General features: G+C 59.3%; 10 protein-coding genes. All 10 read right to left on the reverse strand.

The genetic code is table 11. From position 1 onward, the window contains the following. Positions 1-299 precede the first annotated feature (299 nt). The 10 genes from ACXYL9_RS12635 to ACXYL9_RS12680 all read right to left on the reverse strand — a co-directional run bounded on the left by ACXYL9_RS12635 (position 300) and on the right by ACXYL9_RS12680 (position 11,261). Positions 300-1,286 (reverse strand): polysaccharide deacetylase family protein, encoded by a 987-nt coding sequence (locus ACXYL9_RS12635; RefSeq protein WP_459039920.1) that lies wholly within the window; start codon positions 1,284-1,286, stop codon positions 300-302. Then, a complete protein-coding gene (locus tag ACXYL9_RS12640) occupies positions 1,283-2,503 on the reverse strand; it encodes a carboxylate--amine ligase (RefSeq protein WP_459039921.1) in 1,221 nt (406 codons plus the stop codon). The genes ACXYL9_RS12635 and ACXYL9_RS12640 overlap by 4 nt, the downstream gene beginning before the upstream one ends. Further along, entirely contained in the window at positions 2,500-3,582 is a 1,083-nt protein-coding gene (locus ACXYL9_RS12645) for a glycosyltransferase family 4 protein (RefSeq protein ID WP_459039922.1), read from the reverse strand. The genes ACXYL9_RS12640 and ACXYL9_RS12645 overlap by 4 nt, the downstream gene beginning before the upstream one ends. Positions 3,583-3,611: 29 nt before the next feature. Beyond that, positions 3,612-4,814, reverse strand: a complete 1,203-nt coding sequence (locus tag ACXYL9_RS12650; RefSeq protein WP_459039923.1) for a glycosyltransferase — start codon at positions 4,812-4,814, stop codon at positions 3,612-3,614. A 102-nt stretch (positions 4,815-4,916) separates the two neighbouring features. Next, positions 4,917-6,008 (reverse strand): glycosyltransferase family 4 protein, encoded by a 1,092-nt coding sequence (locus tag ACXYL9_RS12655; protein WP_459039924.1) that lies wholly within the window; start codon positions 6,006-6,008, stop codon positions 4,917-4,919. Positions 6,009-6,015: 7 nt separating this feature from the next. Continuing rightward, the gene (locus ACXYL9_RS12660; RefSeq protein WP_459039925.1) at positions 6,016-6,579 is read right to left on the reverse strand and encodes an acyltransferase; all 564 of its coding nucleotides are present in this window, start codon (positions 6,577-6,579) and stop codon (positions 6,016-6,018) included. Next, positions 6,576-7,502 (reverse strand): FkbM family methyltransferase, encoded by a 927-nt coding sequence (locus tag ACXYL9_RS12665; RefSeq protein WP_459039926.1) that lies wholly within the window; start codon positions 7,500-7,502, stop codon positions 6,576-6,578. Before ACXYL9_RS12665 ends, ACXYL9_RS12660 begins: the two co-directional genes overlap by 4 nt. Positions 7,503-7,562: 60 nt before the next feature. Further along, entirely contained in the window at positions 7,563-9,029 is a 1,467-nt protein-coding gene (locus ACXYL9_RS12670) for an oligosaccharide flippase family protein (protein WP_459039927.1), read from the reverse strand. Positions 9,030-9,225: 196 nt separating this feature from the next. Beyond that, positions 9,226-11,097, reverse strand: coding sequence for an acyltransferase family protein (locus tag ACXYL9_RS12675; protein WP_459039928.1), 1,872 nt, complete (start codon positions 11,095-11,097; stop codon positions 9,226-9,228). Then, positions 11,094-11,261, reverse strand: a complete 168-nt coding sequence (locus ACXYL9_RS12680) for a WxcM-like domain-containing protein (protein WP_459039929.1) — start codon at positions 11,259-11,261, stop codon at positions 11,094-11,096. Before ACXYL9_RS12680 ends, ACXYL9_RS12675 begins: the two co-directional genes overlap by 4 nt. Positions 11,262-11,287: the final 26 nt, after the last annotated feature.

Below are 11,287 nucleotides of genomic sequence, written 5' to 3' on the forward strand. Positions count from 1 at the left end.
GATGATCTGAATTCGTCCGCTCATCATGTTCCAGATCAGCTTGGGTGGCCTGTCAAGGCGGTGGCTCTTCTGCGCGACTTCTCGGTCGTAGAGAAGGCGCTTGGCGGAAATCCTTTTCCGATCGAGCGCCAAAAAGATCGACGGTCCCCCAAGCAGCCCGTATCTGCGCCTGATTGAACTGCGAAAAAATCAAAGGTTTCGCTCGACGTCCTCCCAAAACTGCATCTTCGTACTTCAAGATGGAGCGGTATCTCTTACCTCCCCTGAGGTCGACGTAGATCAAGGTGTAGATCGACACGTCAGTTCGATCCGTCGTCCACGAGCGCGGCCTCCCCCATTGCACCCATCGCCGTGCTTTCCATTCCATGGCAATCCTTCAGGTCGCGGAAATGCGTAAGGATCGTTTCCAACTGGGCGAAATTCGCCTCGCTGTAGCGGCCCATATTATGCGGGTGCCACCATAGATGGTAATGTCGCCCGGCCTTGGCAGCGCGCGTCATTTCCGATTTGATCGACCTCTGGTGCAGAACGTTGTATAATGCGGTCTTGGGGGACCAAGGGCGTAGGAAACGGCTCGCCGGGACGTTGGCACCGCCGCGAAATCGGGTTGCTTCGGCAAAATCGTTAGGCCCGTTGACGGGCAATGCACCATCGAGCAGGCGCAGTCCCCTTATCAAAAGGGTGTTCCGCGCCCCGGCGCGTGACCGGTAGATGTAGCCGTCCTGGTTGCCGCGAAACACATCGAGGCCCGCCTCGACGGCTGCATCAATATATTCTTCGCGCCACTGGTTCCGGCAGAAGACGATCGACCGCATGGCGCATCCCGCATCGGCGGCGATGTTTTTGTTCGCCTCTAAGTCGGCGCTGAATTGTGCAACCGTCTGTCCCGGCTCAAGGCAGAAATAATGCGAATAGGTGTGGCATGCGATTTCCTGAGACCCGCTAGCAATCACCCGGTCGAGAAGGCTGCGAGCGAAGAAATGCGGCGCCGTGCTCTCGTCCTGACCTGCCAGCGCCGCGACCTGTGGATAGGGATCGAGCGCAGTGTCGGAATAAGTCGGATGCTGTTCTGGGGCGAATTCGGCCATCTCCCGCTGGTTGCGGGCAAACAGCAGACCGACGGTGGCCCATGTCGCCTGAATGCCGAAAGTGTCGAACAGTTCGAGAAGACGCGGCACCGCGCTCCGCGCACCCATCACGGCGTCGCCGTAATCCGCCACACTGCGGTGGTCGCGCACGCCCCACATCAACTCGAAATCAAGCGAAATGATAAATTTCGAACTCATTCTGATTTGGGTTTTACTAGCAAGCGCGATGCGCGCGCCAGCCCCTTTCGCAAAAGGAACACGAATTCGGACGAGTAAGGCCGTGGATCGTCTTTTGCATGGACGGCTGAAATCTGTTTGGTTGCAGGCCCCACTGCGTCCAGATCCGGCGGCGGCAGGACAAAGCCGGACTGCCTGCGATAAAACGTCGCACTGGCTATGTCCTTTACCCAGTAACGCCAGCGAACCCCGTCTCGCTGCGGCGCTTCCGACAGCGAAGGCATTCCGGCCAGTGTTCGATAGGTCTCCAGCACGACCGGACGGCCCGCATCCTCGGATATCGAAAACCATAGCGATGGACGTACATTGATCTCAATGATCGACAATTCGCCGGTATCGGGGTGACGTTTGAATTCGGCGGCTGCCACGCCACGGTAATCGATCCCAAAAAGAAGGCGCTGCATGATCGCGGCGCTTTCCAGTTCGGGGCAACTTTGCACAAGCGAAGCCGAACCGAAGCCCGGCGGGTACTGGCGAAGCTTGCGTGCGGTGAACATCTGGCGCACCGTGCCATCGCCTTCAAACCATCCGCAGCACAGCGTGATGTTGGACTCCGGCCCCGGTACGATTTCCTGCACCAGCAAGGTCTGCGCGCCGGCCGGAATTTTCGGGATGGTGGCCTGCAGTTCGGCCGCGTTGCGAACGATCCAGCCCTTTTCTCCGCGCATTTCCCGTTTTACGAGATGGATTTCCGCCGGTTTGACGATCCACGGGAAGGGTATGGAGCCGACGCAAGCCGGCAAACCGTCCGCACTCGTTTCGCGCAGCACCGGATATTTCACGGAATGCTGTTCGCACAGCCGGTAGAAGCTGTCCTTCGCCATGATGGAAGCCGCCAGACCATCGCGATAGCTGTCCTGAAAAAGGAAACGATCTTCGAGGTCGGACAAGTGCCGCAAGACGAATTCGACATGCTGGTCCGAGGTCGGGATGATGACCGCGCGTGCAATGCCGCGTCCTTCGAAATCGCGCGACAGGCCATGCAGATGCGCGAGTAGGGCCGCGTCGTCGGCAGGCTGTGTAACGCTGGCGAGATAGCGCGACGTGCTGCCCGACTGGTTGGGTTCTGCCACGCCGTGAACTTCCACGCCCGTCCTCCCCAGAGCGCGGACCACGTGCAGCCCCGTCGGCGACAGGCCCAGCACGATGGCGGGCAATTCCGGCCTGATATCCGTCATGCCGGTTTCCGCCCCTTGGCCAGATCGTGCAGTACGGCAGCGATTTCTGCCGCCTTTTTGCGCACGGAAAACCGCTTCTCGATGTCTTCGCGCGCGGCGCTTGCCATTTTCACGCGAAGGTCCCGGTCGTCGATCAGCTTCTGCAGGTTGCTTGACCAGTCAGCATCCTCGTCGCATAAAAACCCGGTTTCCCCGTGCCGGATAAGCTCTAGATTATAGCCGATGGCCTGCACCACGGGGACCACGCCAGCCGCCATGTATGTGCGCGCCTTCCCGCCCGATTTCCCGCGAGACCATTGCTGCTTCGGCAGGGGCATCAGCCCGATATCGTAGCGCGCGAGCGCGGCTCGTTCCTTCTCGATCGACCAGTCGTGCGTTTCCCAGTCGATGCCGTCCTGCGAAAACTCGCCGCCCCCCATGATTTCCCAGCGCACATGGGGATTGGCCTTGGCTACCTGGCGCAAAACGCCCTCGATCTCGGCCATGTATTTCGCTGTGGAGGGCGATCCGAGCCAGCCGATCGTCAACGGTCGATTCTGCGCCAGCTTTTCATCGAGCGTCGCGAAACGAGAGACGTCTTCGGCAACTTCGACTGTTACTGCATGCCCTTTTTCGGCAATAGCGATATCGCGTAGCCAGTTGTTCCCGGCGACCGTGCAATCGACCAGCCGAAGGATCTTTCGCGTCTTGTCTGGGGATCGGAAGAAGGTGGCGATAGGATTGTAACGGCTGGGCTTCTTGATGAAGAGCGCGTCGTCGTAGTCGAAGGCAAGGGGCACTCCCAACCGCGCTAGTGCTCGCTCCACCACCGGCGGGCCAAAGGGGAACAGCTCGCGCTGCATGTACACGACCTGGAACTCGCGGAATTGCGCGAGCACGCGCAAACGGCGCAGACACGCCTTGGCCGTCAGCCAAATCTTTCGCCCCGTCGCCCCGGAGGACAGGGAAAGATGGTACATCTCGCTATCCATGAAGCTCTGCACCGTGCAATCGAAGCCCAGCTCTTTCAGATGGGGAATGTACTGATGCACGCGGTAGCGGCTTGATGCACCCTCCACCGGATATCGCGTCAGGAACAAGACTTTTAGCCGATCTAGCTTCGCCGCGCTCATTGCGATGCCAGCAGCTGATAGATGCGATCGTATTCCGCGACCCCGCCCGACAGCGAGAACAGCTGTTCAGCAGTTGAGCGGCATTTGGCAAGCATGGTGGGGTCGTTCGCGAGAGCTAGCAGGCGATCAATGGCCTCGTCGAGACTGTCCATCATGACGCGGCCGTCCGGATCGGTGGGCATCACCACGCCAGTCCCCGAACTGGTGAAATCCTCTTCGACGTCGCCGACTCCGCCATTTGCAAGGCAGGGTATCCCGCTGCCGAGAAATTCACCCATGCGGGTGGGGCAGCTTGCGCGCTTCGACCATGCGGGCATGATGAAGAATACCCCTGCATGCATGCGGGCAGCCATCGCGCCGACCTCGTCATAGGCGCAGGTGGTGATCTCGCAGCGGCTCATATCGGCGTCCGCCCGCTCCAGCGCCTGGTGTATGAGGTCGTGCCCACCCTTGTTCACCGCGAGGAAGCGCGCCTGCGGATCGCGCTGCTGCAGCCGCGCAACTGCCTGCGCCACCTGGTCGAACAGATACCATCCACCAACCGATCCGATATATCCGAGCGTGAATGGCCCGGTCTTCTCTCCGTCGGGCCGGAACAGGTCCAGGTTGGTGCAGGTCGGTATCACGCTGCTGGGAGGCGGATCGTTTGCGAGATAATCGAACTGCTCGAACTCGCGCACACCGGCCCGCGTGAGTGAAACGACATAATCCGCCTCTGTGAACAATGTCCGCTCTATCTTCTTGACTGATTTGTAGACCGCACCTTCGCGATCCCATCGACCCGTATCGGCGCGCTCGTCGGCCCAGAAACCGCGCATGTCGAAGATCAGCTTTGCGCCTGTCGCGCGTTTGACCCGCAAGCCGATCAGCGATCCGACATAGCTGCGGCAATGCACGATCCGGGCGTCGACGCTCCTGGCGAGGTCGATCGCCTGCGTGCTGCCCCAGAAAACGTCCCAGGCCGTGGCCGGCAATGGCGGCTTCCTGTGCCAAACCCTGCGGTGCCATTCGACACCGGCCTGCGCGCATATACGCTCCATGCGGGCGAGTGCAGCCGCATTGGAAGTGTTCTCCGACTTTTCGAAGGTGAGCAGCGTCATCCGATGCTTACTCGCCAGCGAAGCTACGTATTGCAGCACCTGGCTCTCGCCGAGGGGGTCGAGCAGGCCGGTATAGGAAATGTATAGGACGCTGGTCATGAAGCTTGTGAGCAAACCGCCGAGCATGGACGGGAGAAGAGGAAGCCTCTTAGTGCGTCCGCTGCCGAAAGCCACCCTCTAGACATGACAACTCGCCCGGGTTCAACCGGCTTTGGCTAAGGATCGGTAATCGCGAGCGAGACGCTCAGCCGCAGAATCCGCGCCGAAGCGCGCGAATGCCGATTGCCTGCCTCTGGTGCCCAAGGCCTCGCGCAAGGAACGATCGCTGGCAAGTTTGCCAAGCCCCGCTGCCAGCGCGGCCACGTCTCCCGAAAGGTACATCAGGCCATCGGAGCCGACCACTTGCGCCAACCCCCCGGCATCGCTGGCGATAATCGGTTTTCCCAAAGCCATCGCTTCGGCCGCCGCCAAGCCGAACCCTTCATGGTGCGAAGGAATGACCACTAGGTCGGCCGCGGCGATCTGCGAAAGGAAGCTCGTGTGGTCTACCTTACCACTGATTTCCAGAGGGATTTTGCGGCTCGCCGCTTGGGAACGCAAGTACGCCTCGAGCGGTCCACCCCCGATAAAACGCAGGACAAATCGTCCGATATTTACCTCGCTCAATGCTGCCAGCAAATCGGCATGCCCCTTCTCCTTTACCAGTCGCCCGGGGACGACGATCTGCAATGCGTCGTCGCTACGCTTTAAAGGCTCGGTGCTTTGGATGGCCGCCAGGTCGATGCCATTGGGAAGCGTTTCCACACGATCCAGCCCTAGAGCCTGCGCATAATGCTGTGCCACCGCATCCGAAACGCCGTAGAACCGCGCGCCGCCCCGCCTCAGCAATCTCGAGCGCAAATGCTTGCGCAAGGCTAGTTTCCAGCTGCGCCGATTGGCCCCGGCATAAGCGAGATTGTGGAACGTCTCGACCATGGGCACTCCCCCGCGCCAAGCGTTGTACGCCGCGTAAATGCTTGGAAAATAAAGGTGCGCATGAATTAGCGCGATGCCTTGTTTGTCGGAGATCGACGACAGCATTCGATGCGCGGCAGGCAGGTTCCACCGCCCGACGGCGGGAGTCTGAATCACGCGGATGCCGCGCTTCTCAAGCTCGGGCTGGAGGTCGAACGGGCCATTCAGCACACCGACCACCGGCTCGACACCATGCTCTGCAAGCGCGGGCATCAGGGTAACGAGCAATTGCTCGGCCCCGCCCCTACCCAGCGTTTCGATCAGGTGGAGGACCCGCATTCCGCTCTCAGGCGCGATTCTTGCCGATAGGACGTGCGGGCACACCGCCCACGATTGTGCTCGACGCGACATCGCTGGTGACCACGGCGCCCGCCGCCACGACGACATCGTTGCCGATAGTCACGCCGCGCGTGATAGTCGCCTTCGCGCCAATCCAAACATTGTTGCCGATGATGATTTGGCCGGTTTTGAAACCATTGACTGCGGTCGGCTTCGTGCCGCCAAAGCGGTGGTCCTGATCACGGATCGTCACGTATTCTGCAATTAGCGCATCGTCGCCGATCGTGACCGCTTCCCGGCTTACGATCACGCTGCCACGGCCGACAAAAGCGCGTTTCCCCAGCGCCAGCCGCCCGTTCTTAGCGGTCAGCTCGCAATTGGGATCGATCGCGCTATGCTCCCCCAATTTCAGCACGCCGCCATCGCTGGTACGCAGGCGGCTGCCCGGCCCGATGGAAATTCCTTCGCCAAAGGAAACATTGGGGAATGCAGCGCGGATAAAGAACACCCGCCACGTATTGCCGCCAGAAGAAAATGCCTTGCGCAGCCCCCTGAGAATAGCGGCCATCATGCCCTCGCGTGCGATGTCTGGTGCGCTAGCAAGGGTGCCAGGGCCTTCTGTCGCGAGCGCGGCACAATCAGCACGTTATAGCTGTTGCGCTCCGCATCGATCCGTTCGAGCGGTGCAAGACGGTAGTCACTATGTTGCACTATTCCAAACAGGCAAGTGGGGTTCTCGACGCGGTAGAGAACGTAGTCGAACGGAATTAGCGCTGCATAGCCGCCCTTCGCTTCGAACTGTTTCTGAGAACTCTTGGTAATCTCCATCATGATAACCGGCTTCGTCCGTTTCAGCGTGTTGGCCAATCCTGCCAGCGCCGAAGCCTCGAACCCCTCGATGTCGATTTTCATGAAATCGATACGGTTGCACCTATCTGCCAGGTAATCATCGGCGCGCACGACCTTTAGCGTGGCAACCATGCCGCCCTCGTTGTGGTCCGCCAGGAATGAGCCGGTGCCCTGGTTGCGCGATTCAGTATCGAGGTGATAGGCCATCTGGCTGTCCGCCTCGCCCAGCCCGACCTGGTGCACCGTGACACGTTCGTGCCCGTTGAGCGCCAGCTGCCTCTCGATCCGCTCGCAAAGAGGGCCGTACGGTTCGAAGCTGTGCACTTCAGCGGCATGCCGGGCCATTACCAAAGTATGCCCCCCCAAATTGGCGCCGACATCCAGCGCGACCGGGCAATCCATCGCGCTCAGCACATCGCGGATCAAAGCGAGTTCCTTCAGCTCGTAACCGCCGAAGAAGTAGACATGCCATTCCTGCATGTTGGCGATGTCACCGCGATACATTCCGCCACGAAAGCTCGTTTCGAAACCGGCTGGCTCGACCTCGTCGGGCGGTGCAAGAAACTTCACCAACCGCCGGCGTACCCCCAGCCTCAACCATTCGGCCCGTCCCAGAAATTTTGCGACCCGATAAATGAATTTCATGACGACATAGTCCGGCTTACAACCTTGCTCGAAGGGTACTTGATGGTGACGAATGTGAGGTCATCGGTTTTTTAGTCGCCGGAGGGCCTTTTCGCGAAGGGCGGCAAATTCCGACAGGTTCCAGCTCAGCACGAGCCAAGCAATCCCGACAGCCAAAGCAAGAACCAGCTTCAAGGGAAGCGAGGCTCCGAGAAATTGCGCAAGAGCAATCGGAGCGACGGCGAGCACTGCGAGTGCGAAAGGCCACGCACCTGTTCGGTTAAGCCTGATCCCGAGCAATTTGCGGCAGACACCGAGCACGAGTACGAAGTCCAATGCCCTCATCGCGATATACGCGATGGCCACTCCAACAAGGCCCCAGCCCGGTAAAAGTATCCAGGACACAGTGATGAAACCGGCCGTGTAAAGAAGGAAGAGTCCGGTATAATGCACAAGCTTTTCCTGTGCGAGGAGAGTCAATCCCATTGCCTCGCTCGTCACCCGAAACAGATCGCCCAGGAGCAGCCCCGCCATCACCAGAACGGCGGGCAGGAATTCCTCGCTGAACAGGAGCGGGATTACGATGTCTCCCAGCGCGATCAGCCCGATCATCACAGGCGGGAGGACGGCCATATAGAGCGCGACGGCGCGATTTGCCTCCTGCTCGAGATCTTCGCGATTCTCAAGTCCGACGAGAGTGGGAAAGTAGTAACTGCCTGCGGTCGCGCCCAAAGCGCCCAAATAGACCGTGGCGACCTTGAAGGCGACGGCGAATATGCCGGCGTGGGCGAGGTCGTAATTGGATATGATCATGCGCCCGATCACAATGGCCGTTCCCGAAGCGGCGGAAGCCATGATGAGTAGGTTTATGCCGTAGCCGAAGTTCGACCCGATCTCGGACCAGGCAAATCGGCGCGGATCAGGCAACGCCAGTCCCCATCCGCCGGAGCGGACGGCGAACAGTCCCATGCCCAGCAGGAGCAGGGCGTGCATTCCGACGAATGCGGCGATCGCGCCCCAGATGCCGAACTGCCATGCGCCGATGGCGAAAATGCCGACACTCGATAAATCCGCGAAGATCTGGGCGCGGGAGATGGCTTTGAGGTCGCGCGTGGCATTGAGATAGGCCCGGAAGATGCGCTGCTGGACAGCGATAGGAACGGCCAGGATCACCAGCGCCACCAAATGTGCCCTTCGGCCGTCGTCAGTGAACAGAAGGTCCGAAATGGTAGCGGAGGCCAATAGGCCCGCCGCGGCGATGACCAGTGAAGCTGCGCCCAAGAACAATGCGACGCTGTTCATCTGAGCGCGGGCTTCCCGGTTTCCCCCTTCCTTCACGGCCAGCGTGATGCGTCGTATCATCCCGTTGAAGAAGCCGAAACCTGAGAATATAAGAAGAAGCCCGAAAAAGGTCGTCAGCTGGTTGAGCACCCCGACGCCCGCTGCCCCGAGAAGGACCGCACCGAGCTTGCCTTTGCCTACCTGTGTCATGGTGCCGATGACGGAAACGGCGCCGAGGATGGCGAAAGCGCGCGCTAATCCTGCCATTGACGAACATCTCCGATGACCAACGAAGGGCAGCCAGCCAGCAAAAGGATCCATGCTGCGTCCGACCCAGGATTACAACGAGTGCCCGACAAGCCCAATCGAGAGCCGGTATATTCACGCTGATACAATCGGCAGGCCGGACGCCGAGTCAGTTTGTGGCAGAACCCAGTCCAGCCTGAAAAGCGGTGCGCTCCCCTCATATTTCAGAACGTAGAAATTCGGTGACATACGTGTCGCTTACTCGCGCGGTAATGTGCAAGCCGTCTGAAAATATTGGGTCATCGCGAATCTGCGCTTTGCAGGCTTTTTCGTCACAAAAAAGGCGGGAAAGATCGACGAAACGGATTGTGTTATCACGATATCTCTCTTTCAACCCTTCGATCGGCTCGTCGGGAATGCGTAGCACCGGCCCGGCAAGGCCGAACGCTTCGGAACGCGCGAGACCGATCGGTACACTATCCAAGTTGCGGGAGAGTGGCAAACCGTGCACGACGGTGACGCGTTTTCCAGCTGCGTGGAAGAATTCAATTGTGCGGGCAAGGTCTTCGGATGTGATCTCACCGTAATTCGAATTGGCCAGAAACACTTCGTCGATATTGCGGTCCCCGGCCAGCTTCCGGAATCCATCCGTGTTGCGATCAAGGCACCGATCGGCGAAGATCGCGGACCTACCCTCGGGCCGGTACCCCAACAGAGAGGGGCAGGCGTTCTGATGAAGTAGCAGGCCGGTTTGTCCGCGCTCGGCCCACACCGTGTCGAAGGCCCGAGATAGGGCTCCGGCATGTGAATCGCCGATCAACGCCTTGGTGTAGCGGCCTTCCTTACCCAATTGGCATTCTTGCATTCCGAACCGGCAATTGCCGGGCACCTTGATGAGGTCGTTCGCGGCCGCGGCATATCTGACGACGCTATCCGCAAAGCGCACCGGCAGGCCGGCGGTAACGAGGCCGACCGCCGCGACCGATACCATGGCCGTCGCGCCTGCAGCCAGGCTCAAGACGATCTTTTTTAGGCTCGTCTTCGAAGAACGGGTCGGCAGCTCCACGAATTTCCAGGTCAGGGCCGCTAGGACGTATGACAAGGCGATGACCGCTGCGCTATACTGCCAGCCGTCATTATCGGGGAAGAGAAACCGCCAGAACACGATGACCGGCCAGTGCCAGAGGTATAGCGAATAGGATATTAGCCCGATGTGCAGCACAGGTCTTGAAGATAAGGCCATGCTGATCGCCGGCACATTGTCGCGACCGGCGATAATGACCATTGCTGTCCCAATGCAGGGCAAGAGAGCAACCGCTCCTGGGAAAGCCATGCTTTCGTCGATGAGAAACAGCGAAAGGCCGATGAGGAGCAAGCCGCTCGCGGCCCATAGCGTCGGAGGTAAAAGGTCGAGAAACCGGTTCCGGCTTAGCACGAGCTGCGCAACGATGGTTCCCGTCACCAGCTCCCACATCCTAGTCGGCAACAGGTAGAAGGACGCACCGGGCCGGAGACCGCTCTGCCAAATCGACAATGCCAGCGAAGTCGCCGCTATGAGCCAAATAACGGTCGTCAGCTGTCGCATCCGCCGAGCGAAGATCAGGATCAACAGGGGAACGATGATGTAAAACTGTTCCTCGACGGCCAAGGACCACGTGTGCAGCAGCGGAACGGTAGAGGATTGCGCCGCGAAATACCCGGACTGTGTCCAGAAGTAGATGTTCGAGACGAAGCTCAGCGAAGCCAGAAGGCTTTCGAGGTAGGAGGTAAATTGAAATGGGAAAATCAGTAGCAGAGAAACGAGCGTCGTCGTCACCAAGACAGTAAGTAGAGATGGGCCGATGCGCCGCAATCGTCTTTGATAGAACTTTAGGATGCTGACGGAGCCGGTGTCTTTTGCTTCCTCGATAAGATGCTTGGATATCAGATACCCGGAAATCACGAAGAATATATCGACACCGACAAAGCCGCCGGAGACGGTTGATAAGCCCGCATGGAACAGGACCACCGACACGACCGCGACGGCGCGTAGCATATCGATGTCCGCCCGGTAACGGTGGTCTTTTTCGATAAAGGCAGGCTTGTTCATCGCCGACAGCCATTCGATGCCAGAACCATGCGGACCAATCCGGACGAGAAATTATCCAGCTCGCGCCAGATCATCGGGACGACCACTAGGCCTTGGTACGAACGGTTCAAGTAGAACCTGCGCTGCGCCACGCCAGCTGGCGAAACCTTTGAGAATGAGAACATTTTTTTGAGCGAACATGTAAAAATGT

Source organism: Qipengyuania sp. CAU 1752, assembly GCF_054482615.1.

What these genes read in the sequence shown, in the direction of transcription:
- ACXYL9_RS12635 (WP_459039920.1), bottom strand. Translation starts at nt 1,286, where the DNA reads ATGAGTTCGAAATTTATCATTTCGCTTGATTTCGAGTTGATGTGGGGC.
- ACXYL9_RS12640 (WP_459039921.1), bottom strand. Translation starts at nt 2,503, where the DNA reads ATGACGGATATCAGGCCGGAATTGCCCGCCATCGTGCTGGGCCTGTCG.
- ACXYL9_RS12650 (WP_459039923.1), bottom strand. Translation starts at nt 4,814, where the DNA reads ATGACCAGCGTCCTATACATTTCCTATACCGGCCTGCTCGACCCCCTC.
- ACXYL9_RS12655 (WP_459039924.1), bottom strand. Translation starts at nt 6,008, where the DNA reads ATGCGGGTCCTCCACCTGATCGAAACGCTGGGTAGGGGCGGGGCCGAG.
- ACXYL9_RS12660 (WP_459039925.1), bottom strand. Translation starts at nt 6,579, where the DNA reads ATGATGGCCGCTATTCTCAGGGGGCTGCGCAAGGCATTTTCTTCTGGC.
- ACXYL9_RS12665 (WP_459039926.1), bottom strand. Translation starts at nt 7,502, where the DNA reads ATGAAATTCATTTATCGGGTCGCAAAATTTCTGGGACGGGCCGAATGG.
- ACXYL9_RS12670 (WP_459039927.1), bottom strand. Translation starts at nt 9,029, where the DNA reads ATGGCAGGATTAGCGCGCGCTTTCGCCATCCTCGGCGCCGTTTCCGTC.
- ACXYL9_RS12675 (WP_459039928.1), bottom strand. Translation starts at nt 11,097, where the DNA reads ATGAACAAGCCTGCCTTTATCGAAAAAGACCACCGTTACCGGGCGGAC.
- ACXYL9_RS12680 (WP_459039929.1), bottom strand. Translation starts at nt 11,261, where the DNA reads ATGTTCTCATTCTCAAAGGTTTCGCCAGCTGGCGTGGCGCAGCGCAGG.